Origin of the sequence: Bacillus sp. FSL W8-1127, from assembly GCF_038006725.1 — a bacterium.
GTDB classification, from domain to species: domain Bacteria; phylum Bacillota; class Bacilli; order Bacillales; family DSM-4216; genus Bacillus_O; species Bacillus_O smithii.
Genome location: NZ_JBBOVU010000001.1, coordinates 3,015,868 through 3,034,716, shown reverse-complemented (window position 1 = coordinate 3,034,716; position 18,849 = coordinate 3,015,868). Strand labels below are relative to the sequence as shown.

At 39.3% G+C, this 18,849-nt stretch carries 19 protein-coding genes; 13 read left to right on the top strand and 6 right to left on the bottom strand.

The genetic code is table 11. The annotated features are described in order from the left end of the window. Positions 1-107: 107 nt before the first annotated feature. The 5 genes from ald (at position 108) to NST12_RS14215 (ending at position 7,103) form a co-directional block, all read left to right on the top strand. On the top strand, positions 108-1,244 hold the full coding sequence (gene ald, locus NST12_RS14235; protein ID WP_341030186.1) for an alanine dehydrogenase: 1,137 nt from the start codon (positions 108-110) through the stop codon (positions 1,242-1,244). Positions 1,245-1,915: 671 nt separating this feature from the next. Continuing rightward, on the top strand, positions 1,916-2,926 hold the full coding sequence (locus NST12_RS14230; protein WP_341101647.1) for a dipeptidase: 1,011 nt from the start codon (positions 1,916-1,918) through the stop codon (positions 2,924-2,926). 5 nt (positions 2,927-2,931) lie between these two features. Further along, complete coding sequence (locus tag NST12_RS14225; RefSeq protein ID WP_340734257.1) at positions 2,932-4,158, top strand: DUF819 family protein; 1,227 nt, start codon at positions 2,932-2,934, stop codon at positions 4,156-4,158. Positions 4,159-4,816: 658 nt separating this feature from the next. Further along, a complete protein-coding gene (alr, locus tag NST12_RS14220; protein ID WP_339193399.1) occupies positions 4,817-5,959 on the top strand; it encodes an alanine racemase in 1,143 nt (380 codons plus the stop codon). A 1,009-nt stretch (positions 5,960-6,968) separates the two neighbouring features. Then, the gene (locus NST12_RS14215; RefSeq protein ID WP_328203822.1) at positions 6,969-7,103 is read left to right on the top strand and encodes a hypothetical protein; all 135 of its coding nucleotides are present in this window, start codon (positions 6,969-6,971) and stop codon (positions 7,101-7,103) included. A gap of 680 nt (positions 7,104-7,783) precedes the next feature. On the opposite strand, the gene NST12_RS14210 is transcribed toward NST12_RS14215, so the two are convergent. After that, on the bottom strand, positions 7,784-8,338 hold the full coding sequence (locus NST12_RS14210; protein ID WP_003354172.1) for a DJ-1/PfpI family protein: 555 nt from the start codon (positions 8,336-8,338) through the stop codon (positions 7,784-7,786). A gap of 571 nt (positions 8,339-8,909) precedes the next feature. Here NST12_RS14210 and NST12_RS14205 point away from each other — a divergent pair. The 5 genes from NST12_RS14205 to NST12_RS14185 all read left to right on the top strand — a co-directional run bounded on the left by NST12_RS14205 (position 8,910) and on the right by NST12_RS14185 (position 12,673). Continuing rightward, complete coding sequence (locus NST12_RS14205; protein ID WP_341030184.1) at positions 8,910-9,668, top strand: YqcI/YcgG family protein; 759 nt, start codon at positions 8,910-8,912, stop codon at positions 9,666-9,668. A 129-nt stretch (positions 9,669-9,797) separates the two neighbouring features. Then, the gene (locus NST12_RS14200) at positions 9,798-10,091 is read left to right on the top strand and encodes a DUF3219 family protein (RefSeq protein WP_327804677.1); all 294 of its coding nucleotides are present in this window, start codon (positions 9,798-9,800) and stop codon (positions 10,089-10,091) included. 51 nt (positions 10,092-10,142) lie between these two features. Further along, positions 10,143-11,123, top strand: coding sequence for an ABC transporter ATP-binding protein (locus NST12_RS14195; protein WP_327797125.1), 981 nt, complete (start codon positions 10,143-10,145; stop codon positions 11,121-11,123). Then, on the top strand, positions 11,113-11,889 hold the full coding sequence (locus NST12_RS14190; protein ID WP_341101644.1) for an ABC transporter permease: 777 nt from the start codon (positions 11,113-11,115) through the stop codon (positions 11,887-11,889). The genes NST12_RS14195 and NST12_RS14190 overlap by 11 nt, the downstream gene beginning before the upstream one ends. Position 11,890: 1 nt before the next feature. Continuing rightward, on the top strand, positions 11,891-12,673 hold the full coding sequence (locus NST12_RS14185) for an ABC transporter permease (RefSeq protein ID WP_341101642.1): 783 nt from the start codon (positions 11,891-11,893) through the stop codon (positions 12,671-12,673). A gap of 209 nt (positions 12,674-12,882) precedes the next feature. On the opposite strand, the gene NST12_RS14180 is transcribed toward NST12_RS14185, so the two are convergent. The 3 genes from NST12_RS14180 to NST12_RS14170 form a co-directional block, all read right to left on the bottom strand. Continuing rightward, positions 12,883-13,290, bottom strand: coding sequence for a DUF4395 domain-containing protein (locus NST12_RS14180; RefSeq protein WP_003354179.1), 408 nt, complete (start codon positions 13,288-13,290; stop codon positions 12,883-12,885). A gap of 292 nt (positions 13,291-13,582) precedes the next feature. Beyond that, positions 13,583-14,218: a LysE family translocator gene (locus NST12_RS14175; RefSeq protein ID WP_341101640.1), complete on the bottom strand. Its 636-nt coding sequence runs from the start codon at positions 14,216-14,218 to the stop codon at positions 13,583-13,585. A 391-nt stretch (positions 14,219-14,609) separates the two neighbouring features. After that, positions 14,610-15,077, bottom strand: coding sequence for a VOC family protein (locus tag NST12_RS14170; RefSeq protein WP_328204162.1), 468 nt, complete (start codon positions 15,075-15,077; stop codon positions 14,610-14,612). A 147-nt stretch (positions 15,078-15,224) separates the two neighbouring features. Between NST12_RS14170 and NST12_RS14165 the strand changes: the two genes are divergently transcribed. Beyond that, on the top strand, positions 15,225-15,569 hold the full coding sequence (locus tag NST12_RS14165; protein WP_048624079.1) for a DUF3139 domain-containing protein: 345 nt from the start codon (positions 15,225-15,227) through the stop codon (positions 15,567-15,569). 260 nt (positions 15,570-15,829) lie between these two features. After that, entirely contained in the window at positions 15,830-16,762 is a 933-nt protein-coding gene (locus NST12_RS14160; protein WP_341101637.1) for an aldo/keto reductase, read from the top strand. 139 nt (positions 16,763-16,901) lie between these two features. Here the strand turns inward: NST12_RS14160 and NST12_RS14155 are convergent, their stop codons facing one another. Next, a complete protein-coding gene (locus NST12_RS14155; RefSeq protein WP_328204158.1) occupies positions 16,902-17,084 on the bottom strand; it encodes a hypothetical protein in 183 nt (60 codons plus the stop codon). A 191-nt stretch (positions 17,085-17,275) separates the two neighbouring features. Here NST12_RS14155 and NST12_RS14150 point away from each other — a divergent pair, with 191 nt between their 5' ends. Continuing rightward, positions 17,276-18,637: an IS4 family transposase gene (locus NST12_RS14150; protein WP_087960047.1), complete on the top strand. Its 1,362-nt coding sequence runs from the start codon at positions 17,276-17,278 to the stop codon at positions 18,635-18,637. Here NST12_RS14150 and NST12_RS14145 read toward each other — a convergent pair. Further along, entirely contained in the window at positions 18,611-18,784 is a 174-nt protein-coding gene (locus tag NST12_RS14145) for a hypothetical protein (RefSeq protein ID WP_328205079.1), read from the bottom strand. The genes NST12_RS14150 and NST12_RS14145 overlap by 27 nt on opposite strands. Positions 18,785-18,849 lie beyond the last annotated feature (65 nt).

Sequence of the window (18,849 nt, the reverse complement as noted above, 5' to 3'; positions counted from 1 at the left end):
GGATTTACACAAATTACTTTTGATATTTTCTGATTTTTTAATAAAGTATGGTTCAAATAAAAGATATATGATAATGGTGCAGATGTTATTTTAAGGAGATGGTAAGGATGATCATCGGGGTACCGAAAGAAATTAAAAATAATGAAAATCGTGTGGCTATCACACCTGCAGGGGTTATTCATTTAGTTAACGCAGGACATAAAGTTCTTATTGAGGCAAACGCTGGAATCGGAAGTGGTTTTACCGATGAAGAGTATAAACAGGCTGGGGCTGAGATTCTGGAAAGAGCTTCAGAGGTTTGGGAAAAAGCAGAAATGATTCTGAAAGTAAAAGAACCACTTCCGTCTGAATATGGTTATTTCCGAAAAGGACTGATTTTATTTACTTATCTCCATTTGGCAAATGAACCTGAATTGACTCAAGCTTTAGTGGAAAATGAAGTAACCGCCATTGCATATGAAACGATTACCGTATATAATTCATTGCCACTGTTGACACCAATGAGCGAAGTGGCCGGTCGAATGGCAGTTCAACTCGGTGCGCAATATCTTGAAAAATCTAAAGGAGGGAAAGGGATTCTGCTAAGCGGTGTTCCTGGTGTCAAACGCGGGAAAGTAACGATTATTGGCGGTGGTGTGGTTGGAACCAATGCGGCAAAAATTGCACAAGGTCTTGGTGCAGATGTAACGATTATAGACTTAAATCCTGCGCGCCTGCGTCAATTGGAAGACATTTTTGGTTCAAATGTGCAGACATTAATGTCGAATCCGTTTAATATTGCAGAATCTGTCCAAGACTCCGATTTAGTGATCGGTTCGGTACTGATCCCTGGCGCAAAAGCGCCTAAACTTGTAACAGAAGAAATGATAAAATCCATGCAGCCTGGTTCGGTTATCATCGATGTTGCTATTGATCAGGGCGGAAATTTTGAAACGGTTGAACATGCAACCACTCATGACAATCCAATTATCGAAAAGCATGGAGTGCTGCATTATGCAGTTGCTAACATTCCCGGTGCGGTTCCAAGAACCTCAACAATAAGTCTTACAAATGTCACGATTCCATATGCTGTGCAAATTGCTTCCAAAGGCGTTGTCAAAGCAATAAAAGAAAGTGAACCGATTAAAACAGGTGTGAATGTAATGAATGGAAAAGTAACATTTAAAGCAGTTGCAGATGACCTTGGCTATGACTATGTTCCAGTCGATGACGTTATCTCCGAACGATTGTATTCAACATCATAAAAACACCCTTCTAGCTTAGCTATGAAGGGTGTTTTAAAATAAAAGGTTCCTTAAACAACCTTCATTGACATTAATAAAAGTTCGAAACCGCAAAAAGTTGAAGATGGAAAAGGTTGATTTAAATAAAGAAATGGCATTCATTGCTCATCTTTCTGAAAAAACCGGAAAAAATAAATATGAAAGCGCCTTGATGAAAATGGGAGTTGAACAATTGAATATCAAATCGTAAACCGAAATAGATTAACAGGAAACGCTGGCTCCGCAGGAGAACCTTTTTGAATAGAGCCAGCAAATACGATTATTTTTCAGAATTTTATATCAATCAAATGGACAATCAAAAGTTTGTTTAAAACAAATTTCCAGATTAACTGAAAAGGCAAGCTTTTATCAGATTTTCTTTCCAAACAAATTTTCCGCTGCCGATAAAGTACTTCAACATTCGTTTGAAGAAAGAGATCTAATCACTCTTTCATCTACAAAATAAGATAAAAATTCCAAAAAGCTTGTTAAAAGTTTGGAAAGAATCTCTTCGTTATTATATTTTGACTGAACTTCCTGAATTTTTAATCTTATTTTTAGAATGATGAAAGTAAATAAATTATTCATTTATTATCTGATGCATACCGCCAACTTACAAAAACCTGAATCTGTTTGTTATGGGGGAGTTTATCATGAAAGTTTTTGATCTGCATTCTGACCTGTTTACTGATATTGCATGGCGGAAAAGCCGTGGCGAAAAGAATATATTTGATCGATTTCATTATCCTAAACTGAAAGAAGGCGGAGTCGATTCTATCATTTGTGTGTTTTGGGTAGAGCCAAAATTCCGTAATCATCCATATGACAGGTTTCAAACATTATTTCAATATGTAATGAGTGATTTAATGGATTCTAAACACGCAATGATTGGTCATCCTTTGTCTGATCAACGGAATAACCCTGATTCGGAAAAAATCAAAATCTTTTTTGGGGTTGAAGGCCTTACTTTTATGAAGGATTGGAAAGGGGAAACAATTGAAGCCAAAATCGAAAATGCATTCAATTTCCTTCATGAAAATAAATTTATTCATTTGATCTTTGCATGGAATGAGCGCAACTTTTTGGCAACCGGTACTGGCGCAGAAGATTCTAAGATCAAAGGTCTCACAGACTATGGGAAAATTGCCGTTCAGATGGCAAATAAGAAAAACTGGATTCTTGATGTTTCTCATTTAGATGAAACATCTTTTTGGGATATGTATAATGCCAGCGAACTTCCAGTTATAGCTTCTCATAGCAATGCAAGAGCTCTTTGTCCCCATGAGAGAAATTTAACAGATGAACAAATAAAAGCGATTGCGGAAAGAGGTGGAATCATCGGTTTAAATACTTATGGTTTGTTTGTAGATCACGAAAATCCAACGATTGATAAATTCATTGATCATGCGATTTATATAGCTGATCTAGTTGGTCCGGAGCATGTCGCCTTTGGGTTTGATTTTGCAAATTACTTAGAATCCTATGATTTAGGTACAGAATTTAATGTATACACAAGAGATCTGGAGGATGCGACAAAAATTCCATATCTTTTGGAGAAAATGAGCAAAAGAGGGTTCACACCTGAAGAGTTAGAATCCATCAGCTTCAACAATGCTGATCATTATATAAAAAAATTATTTTCAAAAGAAAAAGATAGGAGATGATTAAATTGGAGAAGACACTTATTCAAGCGGATGACTATATAACTTTGTGGGGCATTATTGTAGTTTTGGCTTCGATAAGTATTTATCTAGAACAGCGTTACATTTGGGCATCCAAAATAACAGGAGCCATCATTGCACTCATTGGGGCGATCGTTTTATCAAATACTGGAATCATTCCTACAGCATCTCCAGTGTATGATGCAGTTTGGACTGTTATTGTTCCAGTAGCGATACCATTGTTGCTTTTCCATGTTAACATTAAAAAAATATTTAAGGAAACCGGAAGATTGCTTATTATCTTCCTATTAAGCTCGATAGGGACAATTGCCGGCACCATTGTCAGTTTCTTTTTATTAAAAGATTATATTCCAATGCTTGACAGACTAGGTGCTATGTTCAGTGCAAGCTATATTGGCGGCGGAGTGAATTTTGCCGCAATGGCCGCTAAGTTTAAAACACCTGGTGAACTAGTCTCTTCTGCGGTAGTTGCCGATAATTTAATGATGGCCATACTCTTTATTATTCTAATGATTATTCCAACTCTTTCATTTTTCAAGAGACGTTACAGTACTCCCCACATATTGGAAGTAGAGCGTGAGGGTGCAATAGAAGATGGAAAAACATTGGCGGAAAGCTTTTGGAAAAGAAAGGATATTTCTTTAAAAGATATTGCACTTTCTGTTGGGACAGCCTTTTTGTTTGTCATTGTATCATTTAAGATCGCCAAATATTTTGACCAGTTGATTCCATCTGGGGAAGATGTTTCGTTCTTTATGAATTTACTGAATGGACTTTTCGGTGATGGATATATTATGCTGACAACGATGACGTTCATGGCACTGACGTTATTTCCGAAATACTTTGAAAATATTAACGGGAGTCAGGAAGTTGGAACATTTTTGGTTCATATATTTTTCGTTGTTATCGGCATCCCGGCGTCCATACCACTCATTATTCAAAATGCACCATTGTTGTTATTGTTCGCTTTTATTATTGTCATCATTAATTTAATCATTTCTTTAGTTGCCGGAAAAATATTTAAATATGATCTTGAAGATATACTTTTAGCAAGCAACGCTAATATTGGAGGGCCAACAACTGCAGCTGCATTGGCCATTGCGAAAGGTTGGAAAAATTTAATTGGACCGATATTAATAGTCGGAACATTCGGCTATATTATTGGAAACTATGTTGGCACAATTCTCGGCAACTGGTTCTCAACTTTTATGTAAGTGAATCACTTGACCCAGCATTTCAAAAAATGCTGGGTTTATAACAAATACTTGAAATCAGAAACTGTGGTCATAGCAAAATTTTTGATGTGAATACGTTCAATAATCTTTACTCTCATATAGCAGAAACTATTTCTAAATGGAAAAACTAAAGAATCCTTAAATGAAAATGCCTCAAATGACTTTGCCGAAACATTGCATTGTTGTTTCCATGAAGTTTAGAAGGATTAAAGCCTTTTGAAAAATATTTCAAACTATGTGTTCCAAGATTAGAAATTGAGAATCTGCCAAGCTGTCCCCTGCATGAATTCATTTAGAAAAAACCATTTTATCAGGTACTCTTATCGAAGATTTTGTTGTAATCTGGTAATCTTTTCTCCATAGTTGGGACACCAAGGCAATTTTATCATGATTTTTTAGACGGAAAAAACTTGTGTTTATCCATTAGTTAATAAAAATGCATTTTATACAAGAGTAAATCCTGAACTTTGTGTAAAGCGGAATCTAGGTTCGGTTCGTTGGGTTGGATGTGAGATTTTACTTAATAATTAGGATTTGGCCAATAATCAGTGATATTACGCAAACAACTTTTTGCTGTTTGAATTGTATATATCCTAAAAAGCATATTGTTGTTCATTTCACCAAGGGGGAAAACGCAATGAATCATGGAAGTTATCGAGACACATGGGTTGAAGTGGATTTGGGAGCGATCCAGCATAATGTAAAGTCCTTTAAAGAACATATTCATAATGAATGTAAGCTGATGGCTGTCGTGAAAGCGGACGGATATGGACACGGTGCCATCGAAGTGGCAAAAGCTGCAATTGGAGCCGGTGCTGACTATTTAGCGGTTGCCATCCTTGATGAAGCAATTTCCCTAAGGGAGGCAAATATTAAGGCTCCAATTTTAATTTTGGGTTATACCTCCCCAAATGCCGTAAAAACTGCAATACAACATGATATTACACTAACTGTTTTTACGCAGGATGTGTTAGATCAAGTGATACAGACTGCAGAGGAACTGAAAAAAAACACCCATATTCATATCAAAATTGACAGCGGGATGAACCGGATCGGCATTAAAAATAAAGAAGAAGCTCTGAAACTGATTCATTCCAATACTTCTTCTTTTGTAACGGTGGAAGGGATATTCACTCATTTTGCACAAGCGGATGATCCAGATTCATCCTTTACAGAAAAACAATTTTCCCATTTTCAAGCAATTGTTGATTACTTGGAACAACATGATGTACATATCCCAATAAAACATTGCTGCAATAGTGCCGCAACGATCGCATATCCGGAAAAGCATTTGGATATGGTCAGGGTTGGTGTCAGTCTGTATGGGCTTTATCCAAGTGAACATTTGCGAGACAAAATTTCCTTGAGACAAGCGATGAGTTTTAAAACAAAGCCGGTTCTGGTCAAAATGGTGAATGCCGGTGAATCAATCAGCTACGGCTGTACATTTACAACTAACAGAGTATCAACGATTGCAACGATTCCTGTCGGCTATGCAGATGGGTTATCCAGATCCATATCCAATAAGGGCAATGTTACTGTAAAAGGAAAAAGGGCGCCTATTGTGGGCAGAATCTGCATGGACCAGTCGATGATTGATGTAACAGGTGTTGGAGCTGTGAATGAAGATGACATCGTCACTATTTTTGGAGATCCAGATCATGGCTATATTTCATTAGGCGAAGTAGCGGAACAAATGAATACGATCCACTATGAAACAGTCTGCCTCATTGGCAAAAGAGTGCCAAGAGTTTACGTGAACAACGAAAACAAAACCTAAATATCATTGTTTACGAACGGGGTCTCTGCCCCCAAAGTTCAAAAAGAGCGGCACATTCGAAAATATAGTCATGAATCACATTGTTAAAGGCATTTAAGAAATGTAGTGTTTGGCAATAAAAGGTTTGCATATTATATTAATTTTATATAAATAAACTTGTCAACTTATATTTTAGACGAATCCGGTTATTCTGCAAAAGAATTTTTATTTGAATATAAAGATCAGCAAGCTGTTGATTGATCAAAAACGTGAAGATTTTGTATCAGAAAAATAAAAGAGTATCCGGAAAAAGTGAGGAAGATCAGCGTCGTTTGACTATAGGAGAGGGAGGAAGAAGTTTTGTTAATGGGCATGATTTTTCTTAACAATGATCATTTATGTAAAATGCAAGGAACAAATTCATTTTTTTGAAAAGAGATTGAAGGAAACATTCAACCAGTATGATGAATCCAATCATGAGAGCTTCCTGATAAAAACCGACATGCTTGCAGCAAATAGTAAAACTACTCCCATACCGAACTGGGAGTAGTTCAAGCTACTTTCTGAATCTATCATTTCTGCCGCATCCGAGTGTTTTTAATTGCATAAATCGATACATAAGAATGGCATGTCTTCCTTTTTGGGTATGTGGATTCATTTTAGAACGGAGGCAATCCATAAATTCATAATCGCACTGGCAAGCAGGTTTACCACTTCTTAGACACAGGTCGTGCTTCATACAGCAAGCATCTACATCGTTCACGGGCGCACCTGGTCCGCTGCATCCCGGCCCGCACCATCTATATCCCGGGAAAATACAAAATCCTGGTGATCTTTTTCTTCTTGGATCCCTATGCAAAATGACACCCCCTAGAACTCCTTTTTTAATAAAATATGAAAAAATGTGGTTCGTGAAATTCCAAAAGCCTTGATAAATGCCAAATGGGTGCAACAACCTTTAAATCGGCATTAGCAAGCTCTGCAACACAACAAAGAAAGAGTAAGGGGGTTGATGGTGATGTTTCGTTGAATGCAAGCAATGGGTGGAAACTTTTTTGAAGATGTGGGGATAAAAGGGGTTCTGTTAAAAGAGGCAAAATTCAAATGGACAGCGATTTCGGCAATCGAATGGGGCAAGTATGAAGAAATCAATAAAAAGCAGTAAATCGAGTAGGAGGGAGCGATTAACTCCCGTCCTCTCACACCACCGTACGTACGGTTCCGTATACGGCGGTTCAATTAAGATAATTGACGCAAGTCTTTATAACTTCCGTGAATAGCTGTTCTCTTTATGCCAGTGGTCACTCCACCCTCCAAGAGGTCTCCCACGGGATTCACCGCTTCCTCCCTCAAGTGAGGTACTACGTTTTCTGTGTTCATCATGACTCACTGAATACCAAGGGCTATTCTCTCTTAATTGTTCGGTCCTTCTTAGTTGTTCTAGACCAACTAATACTATGACCTCTGCTGACTTCTGACGGTTCAGCTACTTATCACTAAGTAGGTTATGAAGAGTACTTCACATATCCGCCAGACCTCCCCGGGTAAGTACATGCACTTTCACACCATCTATCCGCCTCATTTACTCGATATGACCTTCGACAGAAAGAGCTTTGTTTTGTTATGCAAACTCACTCAATCATACCTAGCCTTATATGAGGTTCGTGTTCCTCGGACCGGTGTTTTGCCTCCAGCTTCCTTCAGATTCCGCGTCACCACGGACACCCTTGCTCTTGGCTAACCTCTACTTCTGTCTTCGGGGTTCGGGACTTACACCCTATAGTTCATGTACATGCCGGGCGCACATAAAAGATCCCCTCAAGTCAACTTGAGGGGATTGGCTTCTTATTTTTGAAGCAAGCGAATGAATTCGCGCATGAAACCAGGGAGGTCTGGCCAAGCATGTGCAGAAACAAGGTTTTGGTCGACATGTACGTTGCTGTCGGATACATACGTTGCTCCTAATGCTTCCACACCTGGTCTGCAAGCGATGTAAGCAGTCAAGCTGCGTCCTTTTAATAAATCTGGCATTGTTTCAAAAATGAGAGACGCATGGCAGATTGCAGCGATTGGTTTATTCGCTTCAAAGAAATGTCTAACAATGCGTTGAAGGTCTGCATCAAGACGGATATACTCCGGTGCTCGTCCTCCTGGAATGACGATTCCGTCGTATTGCGTTGGATCGATGTCAGCAAATGCTGCATGCGCTTCAAGAAGGTAGGCTTGTTTTTCTTCAAATGTATCCCAGCCGGTAAAATCATGCGCAACCGTATGTAATTTCTTTTTCTTCGGCGCGGCAATCGTGACATCATATCCTTCTTCTAATAAGCGATAGTATGGATAATATACCTCAAGAGCTTCTACCGCATCTCCTGTTACAATCAATAGTTTTTTGCTCATGATCTTGCCTCCTTACCTGTTAGACTCAGATTTTATAATACTGAAAGACGGAAAAAATTAAAAGAAATATGCTCGGATTATAGGGGTTTCTTATTTTTAGTAAAAAATACGGGAAGAGCAACATGATGGTTTTATGGTGAGCGTCAATTCGCTATGCTGTCGTCGTCAGAAAGCGAACCTCTCAATTTTCACTCCTTCAATTCTCAACTTTTGGAAGAACAATGAAAAGCGCTCAAATACGCTATTCTCTGCCTGAACTTATTCCACAAACGAAAAACGGAGCTTTTCTTATTTTGCGAAACTGTGGATGTCAATGCGTGAGTCATTCTTTAAATTCTGTTGCTCCTTTCTTCTTGCGGCTATTCTAATATGGACAAGAAATCTTTTGGAAAGGAGCTGCATTTTAGAGGAAATTTGTTTTTATTGTGAAAACCATTGAACCCAAGTCAACTCTCTCTCCGCTTTTAAATTCAGCATCTATATCTTATTGCTTTGTCCTGATTTAAGATAGGACATTCACCTATATTTTCACTCTGAATACAATGTGGTGGAATGCGGAGGTGGAGATATAATGGGATTATTCAAAGACGAAAAAAACAATAGGATTCATTTGCAGTCATGGAAAAGGGATGCGTTGGAGAAATTTGAAGCAAAGATATTGGATAAAGAAAAGCCATTCCCGTGTATCCCTGCGACGCAAGGATATTCCCTCAATCATTTGCGCTACGGGTTTGTAGGAGACCCTCGAAAAAGTTCTTCTATTCAAGAAACGGCTTCATTACTCACAGAATTCACCCGAGCTTCTAGGGAGCTTGGAAAATATACCTCTCTTATTATATTTTTCGAAACGCCTATGGAATGGATTCGTTCTTATAGTGTGGAACAATTTGAACAGCTATTTTGGAACTTGTTGAACGGTTTAAGTGATATGGACCCGTTTGATTGGCCTAGCCATATCCCAAAAGATCCTCATGATTCGTTATGGGAATTCTGTTTTCACAATGAACCGTATTTTATGTACTGTGCCACCCCATCACATATTAGAAGAAAAAGCCGGTATTTTCCTTATTTTATGTTAGCCGTCACACCGAGATGGGTGTTGAAAGAATTCAATGCTTCCCCAACATTGGCCAATAAAATAAGGTCCAAGATTCGTAAAAGACTGGAAAATTATGACTCCATTCCGGCACATCCAAACCTAAACCAATATGGATATGAAGACAATTATGAATGGAAACAATATTTCTTGCACGACGATGACACCTCTTTATCAAAATGCCCCTTTCATTCCATAAAGGGGCCTGACCCCAATGATGCTTTAAAGCATTAAATTTTGACGAGTTGAAGTTTGGCGAATGGAAAGGGTTGGATATGCGGGCATCCGAGCCTGAATGTTTGTGACGGGGGAGCATTCGTGCTATGATTTTGGGTAAACGACAGACAAGGAGGAATGGATGGCATGGTGACGAAAGTAGTGTTGAACGGTGTTGCTATTCAAGCAGAGGAGTTTGAAGAGGAAGTGATCCGTCAAAACGGCGTTCCTTTACATAAAATTCGTTTTGCTTTTAAGGTGAGAAGCGATGAATATCATGACATTGCGACGTTGCTGTATGAGAAAACGTTTGATGTTTCGGTTCCTGAAAAAGATTTGAATTTTAGGGGGACGATTCAAAATTATTCCACCTCAGTGACGAATTTGTATAAAGAAAATGAAGTTGCCGATTATCGATTAGAATTGATCGAGACCAATTAAAAAGGGTTTTGCACCTGCAAGACGTTGTTGGTAGGAACAGAGGGAGGCCGTATGTCGATTCAGGTAGAGCATTTGTACAAGCAATTTCGCGTCCATGTTCGGCAGCCGGGTTGGAAGGATGCGATACGCAGTTTGTTTAAACGGGAATATCGTACAGTGGAGGCGGTACAGGATATTTCCTTTACCATTCCTTCCGGAGAAATTGTCGGATTTTTAGGGCCGAATGGAGCGGGAAAAACAACGACGATTAAAATGCTGGCCGGGTTGCTTTATCCAACCGCCGGGCACGTTCAAGTGGCGGGATATGTTCCGTTTGAGCAGAAGCCGGAATTTAAGAAGATCATTAGTTTAGTGATGGGTCAGAAAAGTCAGCTCATATGGGATATTCCGCCGATGGAGACATTTCTTGTCAATAAAGCGATCTATGAAATAGAAGACCGTGTGTTTCGACAAACGTTGCATGAACTTGTCGAGTTGTTGGAGTTGGAGCCGCTGTTAACGAAGCCGACCAGGAGTTTATCGCTCGGACAACGGATGAAATGCGAATTGGCCGCAGCGCTTTTGCATCGGCCGCAGGTTTTATTTCTCGACGAACCGACCATCGGTTTAGATGTCCATACGCAGGAAAAGGTTCGCCGCTTTATCGGCGAATATAATCGCGAGCACCGCACGACCGTATTGCTGACATCGCATTATATGGGCGATGTGACCGCGCTATGCGACAGGGTGCTGATTATTAATCATGGAAAGCTGTTGTATGATGGCGGACTGGATCGGTTGACGGAAAAATTGACGCCGTATAAATTGCTGGAAGTTCGTCTTGCGTCAATCCCTGATATATCATGGGAGGCGTATGGCGAATTGGTCGAGGCCAAAGAGGGAAAAGTCACGCTTCGTGTAGCGAGGGAGCGCATTCCGGAGGTGTCCTCGCAATTTTTGCAGCGGTTTGACGTCCGCGATTTGAACATAGAAGACCCGCCGATGGAAGAAGTGATAACGCTCGCTTTTCAGGAGGGGTCTCATGTTTCGTAAATACGTCGTTCTTCTTCGGATGAAATATGTGGAGATGTTTGCTTATCGGCTGGCAACAATTGTCTGGATGACGGGAGCCATGGTTCAGCCGTTGATTACGATGATGGTATGGATGAATATCGATCCTCATCAGGAGAATGCGTTTATTTTTTACTTTGCGGCACTCATTTTCGTTGAGCGGATGACAAGCGCTTGGGATGTTTGGGAGATGGAGAGGGAAATTCGGGAGGGAACCTATTCTTATCAAATTGTCCGTCCGTTTCATCCCATTCATTGGGCAATTGCTGAGAATATTGTGTACAAGGCGTTATTTTTCGTTATTTTAGTTCCGGTATGGAGTATCCTGGCGATTTTTGTTCCGGCGCTGCGGCTGGGGCAAATAAGTGGGACGCAATGGCTGCTCTTTTTTTGTGCGCTGTTATTGGGCGCGGTCATTCGATTTTTATTTAGTTATATGTTCGGTCTCTTAGGTTTTTGGATCACTAAAGTGACGGCCGTGTATGGCATGTTCGAAGCGGTGTCTCTCTTTTTATCGGGACGCATTGCACCGCTGTCTCTGCTGCCGCCGTCTGTAAAAACGCTCAGCTTGTATTTGCCGTTTCGATATATGGTCGGGTTTCCGATCGAAATATTGAATGGGGATATCCGAGGGCTGGATATCGTGTTCGGATTCGGATGGGCGGTTGCGTGGAGCCTGATTTTTATGCTCGCAGTAATGTTGCTTTGGAAGGCCGGACTCAGGAAAAACCAAGCGGTGGGGGGATAATGTGCGACGGTATTGGCGCGTTTTTCGCGAATTTTTTCGAACTTGTTTGGTAGAAGAACTTGAATATCGAAGCGAATTTATGGGAAATTTGCTGTCCAGTTTGTTTGGCATCGGGATGGCCATTTTGACAATCCAGGTGTTTTTTTACCAAACAGATCATCTCGGCGGTTGGGGATACGCGGATGTGTTGCTGCTTCTTGGTATCTTCAATGTGCTTCAAGGATTGATCGATTTTGCCTTGCGCCCGAACATGTCCCGTCTGCTGCAGCATATTCGCACAGGCACGTTTGATCATATATTGACAAAGCCGGTGGACAGCATGTTTTATGTCAGCTTCCGCCATTTAGTATTTTGGCGCTTGATCGATGTTTTGCTTGGCATTGGTTTGATGATCTATGCGTTGATAGTGAAACATTATATGCCGTCTGTGTTGGATGCAGCGATGTTTATCACAAGTATCGGGGCTGCTCTCGTCTTGATTTACGCGCTGTGGATGATGTTGATGACCACCTCTTTTTGGGTCATTCGCATCGATGATTTATCTTTTGTTTTTAATTCATTTTTTGAAACAACGAGGTTTCCCATCAGCATGTATCGCAGCTGGCTCCGCATCGTGCTGACATACGTTTTGCCTGCCGCTTTTATTACCAGTACGCCGGCATTGTCTTTATTGGGAAAATGGAACGGGATGACCACCATCGCATCCATTATCCTTGCCGGACTGTTCTTATGGCTGTCTCGCCGGTTTTGGCGATATGCACTCCGGTCGTACACCAGTGCATAAAAGGGGCCTGACCCCTTTTGTGTTTTAAAGGGATAAAGTTTGCTTACGCCTATTGTCAAGAAGAAATAAATGATTTATGAAATCGCTAAGTTTAGAAGCTGGCTGGATGCGGTGTTCCAACAGAAAAGAGCGCATGAAAAAAGAGGTAAAAGAAATGTTATGAAAAATGGTTGTGATGGCGCGGTTAGACCTTTTTTTAATTCGGAAAGTTACGTTCTGCTTGCTCGGCGATGTTTCCACATCATGTATTGATAACGAATAAAGCAGCCAATGCAAAATCCCATTAGTGCAATACCTGCTGCCAAAACCACCATGATATTGAACACATAACCGGCAACATCCCAATGCAAATAATAGAATAAAAGCGATAAACCTAAGCATATCGTTGCAATCCATTGGTTAAAAATTTGCTGATCTTTATCTTCCTGAGGATATTGATTGAGAGGCTTCGATAAAAACCGTTTACAGAATACAATAATGGGATTTTGTTTTGTTGCGAGCGTATAGACTCCGATTAAAAATGGCAACAACAGCCACATATGAAAGAAAATCCCCAAAAGACCTGTCACAACAATAAACGTCTGATTGATTTGGACAAGCGGTTTCGGAATGCTCACCGCAATTCCTCCTTTCATTATAATTTATATTATACATAGTTTATTAGTCGGAATAAAGCCTCAGCCCTTATAGAAGGGGGAGGTCTGAATCCCCCGAAATGTATGAGACTGCAAAAAAGACCGTTAAGGGAAAAAAGAAAATCCGAAAGCGATCGAATAAAACATTGGCTCATTTTGTGTACGTTAAAAATTTTTTCATTTTTTACGTAAGAGCATGAGCAATTTTTGTTGTCCGGCAAGGGTGAGAAACGGTAAAGACTCTGTTAAACGGATTAAAATGATCATATTAAAGCTAACTTATAATATGCATCAAGCTTTTGATTGCTTTGTAGCCAAAATTTATGCCAAAGCCTATTAAAACCAATCCCGCAATGACCGATAGCCATTTTATGAAACGTTGATTCGTAAATTTTCGCCCGAAATGGACGGATGCGGCAACGGTTATATCCCAAAGTGCAATTCCGATAAAAATAGCGCTGCTGTAAAGGAAAGACTGGCCTTGACTTACGGTATTAAGAGTAGTTGTCAGAACAGAACCATAAATGCCTATCCAAAAAATAATATTGAGCGGATTCGAAATAGCGATTAAAAATCCCGATAAAAAAGCCTTCGATATGCTTTCTTTTTGTATTTCGTCGGATATATGGACTTCTTTAAAAGCATCTCTTATGCTTTCGTATCCCAAGTATACCAGTATGATGAATCCGAAAATCCACATGATCAACTGGGCCACCGGGGTAGTCAAATAAGTAGATACACCAAAATAGATGAGAAACATTAATACGATGTCTGCTGACATTCCACCTAGACCAACTGCCCAAGAATGCCAAAATCCGTTTTTAATCCCCCTCTTAATCATTTCTATACTGATGGGACCAACGGGTATAGAAAGCGAAAGACCCAGTACGATGTAGCTGAAAATATTCACAATAAAAACACCTCTCCCTGTCATTAAACGTCTTGCTGCACTTTTTTGGCAGTGTGTATGTATGGATTTCATTTTGCATTTATTTTATCATAATTTTTTTATTATTCTTAAAAATTCTCCTTTCGCTTATCCTTCTAATTTCGTATCCGCTGTAAGATTGCAAGATGGTTGTCAAGTGCACGACGAGGAAGCATCTTTATTTCAAGGCCGAATACTCGGTAATTCTAAGGTCGAATATCTGATTTATGAAATTAAATGTTTTACACCTAAATACTAATCTAGGGAGCGCAACTCTTTCTATTGTAAATAAAGGGGAACATAAAAAGACCACCGAATTAGTGGCCTCATTCTTCAATGATTTAATCCAGAATTAGCATGTCTATGTTCTATCTCATTTTGAATGTTTGGCAATCAAAGTCTCCCAATCTTCAAATGACAATGTTTCAGTAATATGTTTTAAATCATTCGGGACCTCTACGTAACACATTAATTCTAAGCTATTGCCATCGGGGTCATGAAAGTAAACCGAAGCATTCCCTTGATTGGGTCTTATAAAAGGCTCGTTAGTTGTTCGGCCGCCGTGAGGTACCGCTTCAATTTGCAGTGATTTGAGCCATTTTAAAGAATTCTTTAAATCCTCATAAGATACTCGGAAAGCAATATGCCTTAGTGATGGATGGTATGGAGTCCGGTATTCCTTTCCTTCCCACAGACCTAACCAGCTTTTTCCTTCTTCTATCCAAAAGAAAGCAATCTTTTCATAGCGCAAAGCTAATTTCAATCCTAATTTTTGATAAAATTCGATTGAAATGTTTAAATTTTTTACAGGCAAATGCGCTTCATATAACCCTTTTATCATTTCTCCCACGCCTTTGTCATTGAATATACTCCCCATATCATTTTAACTAATAAGTATTCCGCCCCTCAAGAAAATATTTACTTTATTGTATTATACAGGTAATCTGATTAATAAGATGATTGAGAAAATAAATATGAAGGGAGAACAATGAGAAATAAAAAATGGGTTTTCATTATTGGAATGTTGATTCTTATCGGAGGCGGCATTCTTACATACAAATTTTACTTTCAAAAAGCATTGACAGAAAAAGCAATCATGGACCACATAGAGGAAAAAGGATATACCGACAAGATTGAAAATAAAAAAATGGTTTACGACAGCAAACAAGGGGTTTATTACATGGTTGTTTACTACAAAGATGAAAAAGGAATCCGCTACGAATATTTTTGCAATGGCGGCTTGATTCCCGATAAAGTATTCGTATCAGCATACGATCAAACCAATGCAGAAATAACGAAAAGGAAAGAGAAAGGAAAATATTTAGAGGAATGACTCTTGTTGTATCAGGCAAATTCTTCACGCTCTTAAAAAGATGGTTGCTATTTAGTAATCCACTGCATTCATGCATAGCCTCCCTCAAACAAGTAGGAGTTCCCTTTCAAATGCCGTGATTTTTACTGTTTTCAGAACGGATGGTTGGAGACCGCGCTCATTTCATTTTTTAAATTTGGCAATCCAAACCTTTTTAGTAGGTTTTTCCAGCAGAGGTTTGTTATACTGTTTTTAATAAATGAAAAGGAGATGAGGGACTGATGGTGGAAAAGGTTCAATTAGGAAAAACGGATTTATATGTCAATCCGATAGGGTTAGGAACGAATGCGGTTGGTGGCCACAATCTTTATCCGAATTTGAGCGAAGAAACAGGGAAACAAGTCGTTCGCACTGCTTTGGAAAACGGCGTCAACTTTTTGGATACTGCATTTATCTACGGTCCTGAACGTTCTGAAGAATTAATCGGGGAAGTGTTGAAAGAGTTCCGCCGGGAAGATACGGTGATTGCAACGAAGGGAGCACATAAATTTGTAGGCGATAAGATTGAGATTGACAACTCTCCTGCTTTTCTTCGCCAAGCGGTGGAGGACAGCTTAAGACGGCTGCAAACGGATTACATCGATTTGTTTTACATCCATTATCCCGATGAATCCACGCCAAAGTACGAAGCGGTCGGTGAATTAAAGAAACTGAAAGATGAAGGAAAAATTCGAGCCATCGGCGTATCCAATTTTTCGATTGAACAATTAAAAGAAGCGAATCAAGACGGTTATGTGGACGTGCTGCAATCGGAATATAATTTGTTTAAGCGGCAAGCGGAGAATGATTTATTGCCTTATACCGCGGAGCAAGGCATTTCATTTGTACCGTATTTTCCTCTGGCTTCAGGTCTTTTAGCCGGAAAATATACGAAAGAGACGAAATTCGATGATCTGCGCGCCAAAAATCCGTTGTTCCAAGGAGAAGAATTTGTCCGGAATCTGGAAAAAGTTGAGAAGCTGCGACCCATCGCTGAAGCGAAAAATACGGAAATTGCCTATGTGGTGCTAGCTTGGTATTTAACGAGAGATTCCATCGATGCACTCATTCCGGGTGCAAAGAAACCGGAACAAGTCGTGAACAACTTAAAGACACTCGATGTACAGCTGACGAAAGAAGAAATTGAAAGCATTGATCGTATTTTTCAATCATAGCCATAATGGAAACAAAGCCGTGTTGAAGATTGTCAGCACGGCTTTGCTTGCACACAGAAACGGCTGATATATAGGAATGAGTATGTATTAAGAGAATCGATGATAAATAAAGGGGGTGCCATCTTGGAGAATCCTCCATTTATAAAAACTCTTTTATGGTATTCTCAAAGTTGAATGTTTCAAGGATAGGATAATTCTTTTGAGATATGTTAATGCCGTATTCAGGAGTACTTTTTTGACCAGGCTTATCGTAATTCCTGTCTACAAACATTTCATTAGGCATTTCCCATGCTTTCGCAGGTATGAGAAAAATATCGGGCATTTTTCCTTCCTCAAAAATTAATAGAGTTACTCAGCTTTCGCAGTCCAAAATCTTGTTTAAATGCTTGATGTAAATGGTTTTGGGAAGTACAAAATTATCATTTGACATTTTTTAAAACATAAAGAAAGACACCTATTCTTTTGGTAAAATATTGGTGACGAAACCAAATCCAAAAGAAAGGTGTCACCACTATGATAACGAATAAAGACTACTTTGCGCAATTACCAAAAGAAATTAAACAAGGATTTTCCGAATTAAATATTGGATATCATTTAAGAAAAGCGAATATTACGAAACTTTCCGGGTATTCTTGTCTTACTGTTTTCAAACTGATTTTTCTTTTAGTCTTCCAATATAAGAACTGGTTTCGTGCTTTTATGAGTAAACGATCTCAGGATCTGCCCGGAAAGGATACAGTCTATCGCTTTTTAAATACACCAACCTATCATTGGAGAAAGTTTCTGCTTTCATTAAGCAGTGAAATGATCCGTCTGCTTCAACCATTAACTTCAAAAGATCGTGTCACAGCTTTTGTGATTGATGATTCTGTCTTTTCAAGAAACCGTAGTAAGTCGGTTGAACTGTTGGCTAAGGTTTTTGATCACTCTACCCATCAGTACTTGAAAGGGTTTCAAATGCTTACCCTTGGCTGGACCGATAGTTTTACTTTTATTCCCGTTGATTTTGCTCTTCTAAGTTCACCGAAAAAGGAAAATCGCCTGCAAGAAATCAATACCAATATTGATAAACGAACATCTGGCTATAAGCGTCGCCAGGAAGCTCTGAAATCAAAACCGGACGTGGCTTCAGCTTTACTTGATCATGCGCTTGAAAAAGGGATTATAGCTGACTATGTTCTCATGGATTCCTGGTTTACACAAGCGCCTTTAATTGAGAAGATTACGAACAAAGGGTTATTTGTCATTGGCTTGGTGAAGCAATTAAAGCAGCGATACGTTTACAATGGTGAACGTTTCACACTGAATCAACTTTACAAATTGGCAAAACCTCACATGGGTAAAAAAGACATTCGCGGATCCGTTTATGCTACTTTAGACAATGGAATTCCAGTAAAAATTCTATTTGTACGAAACCGTAATAAACGGAGCGAATGGCTTGCCATTCTCAGCACAGATACAACATTAGAAAATGAAGAGATCATTCGTATTTACGGCATGCGTTGGGACATTGAAGTCTTCTTCAAATGCAATAAATCCCTTTTAAATTTAGAGAAAGAATTCCAGGGACGTTCCTACGACATGTTAATTAGCCATACAACCATTGTTTTTACACGATATATTCTCATTGCTTGGCAAATGCGAAAAGAGGAGGATCCTAAGACGATTGGCAACCTTTTTTACATCCTTTGCGAAGATGTAAAAGACATAGATTTTATTACTGCCCTTCAATCACTTATTGACCTTTTCCAAACTTTGGCGGAAGCCGAGGTTTCTTTGAACATGGACATCTTTAAAAATCAAATGAATAAATGGTTGGCCACTATACCTAATTATATCAAGCAATGCTTAAATATTTCTGTGTGCGAAAGTTGAGTCTTTAACAATAAAATCTACACCATGGTCATCCACCTCGGTTGTGTAAACTTCTAATCCATATGATGCAAACTCCATTTTTGCAAAATACTCTGCATATCTCCCTAATTGTAAAGTACTAAGTTTGGTCCAATTGGTATTTGGCACGTATTTTCCTCCTTGGTTACTGCTTTTTCCCTTTACGAGCAATTTTATCCTGCGACTATTTTCCT

Excerpts from the sequence above, each read along its gene's own strand:
- ald (WP_341030186.1), top strand. The coding sequence starts at position 108 with ATGATCATCGGGGTACCGAAAGAAATTAAAAATAATGAAAATCGTGTG.
- NST12_RS14215 (WP_328203822.1), top strand. The coding sequence starts at position 6,969 with ATGCAAGCAATGGGTGGAAACTTTTTTGAAGATGTGGGGATAAAAGGG.
- NST12_RS14195 (WP_327797125.1), top strand. The coding sequence starts at position 10,143 with ATGTCGATTCAGGTAGAGCATTTGTACAAGCAATTTCGCGTCCATGTT.
- NST12_RS14205 (WP_341030184.1), top strand. The coding sequence starts at position 8,910 with ATGGGATTATTCAAAGACGAAAAAAACAATAGGATTCATTTGCAGTCA.
- NST12_RS14190 (WP_341101644.1), top strand. The coding sequence starts at position 11,113 with ATGTTTCGTAAATACGTCGTTCTTCTTCGGATGAAATATGTGGAGATG.
- NST12_RS14160 (WP_341101637.1), top strand. The coding sequence starts at position 15,830 with ATGGTGGAAAAGGTTCAATTAGGAAAAACGGATTTATATGTCAATCCG.
- NST12_RS14200 (WP_327804677.1), top strand. The coding sequence starts at position 9,798 with ATGGTGACGAAAGTAGTGTTGAACGGTGTTGCTATTCAAGCAGAGGAG.
- NST12_RS14165 (WP_048624079.1), top strand. The coding sequence starts at position 15,225 with ATGAGAAATAAAAAATGGGTTTTCATTATTGGAATGTTGATTCTTATC.
- NST12_RS14150 (WP_087960047.1), top strand. The coding sequence starts at position 17,276 with ATGATAACGAATAAAGACTACTTTGCGCAATTACCAAAAGAAATTAAA.
- alr (WP_339193399.1), top strand. The coding sequence starts at position 4,817 with ATGAATCATGGAAGTTATCGAGACACATGGGTTGAAGTGGATTTGGGA.
- NST12_RS14230 (WP_341101647.1), top strand. The coding sequence starts at position 1,916 with ATGAAAGTTTTTGATCTGCATTCTGACCTGTTTACTGATATTGCATGG.
- NST12_RS14170 (WP_328204162.1), bottom strand. The coding sequence starts at position 15,077 with ATGATAAAAGGGTTATATGAAGCGCATTTGCCTGTAAAAAATTTAAAC.
- NST12_RS14155 (WP_328204158.1), bottom strand. The coding sequence starts at position 17,084 with ATGCCCGATATTTTTCTCATACCTGCGAAAGCATGGGAAATGCCTAAT.
- NST12_RS14210 (WP_003354172.1), bottom strand. The coding sequence starts at position 8,338 with ATGAGCAAAAAACTATTGATTGTAACAGGAGATGCGGTAGAAGCTCTT.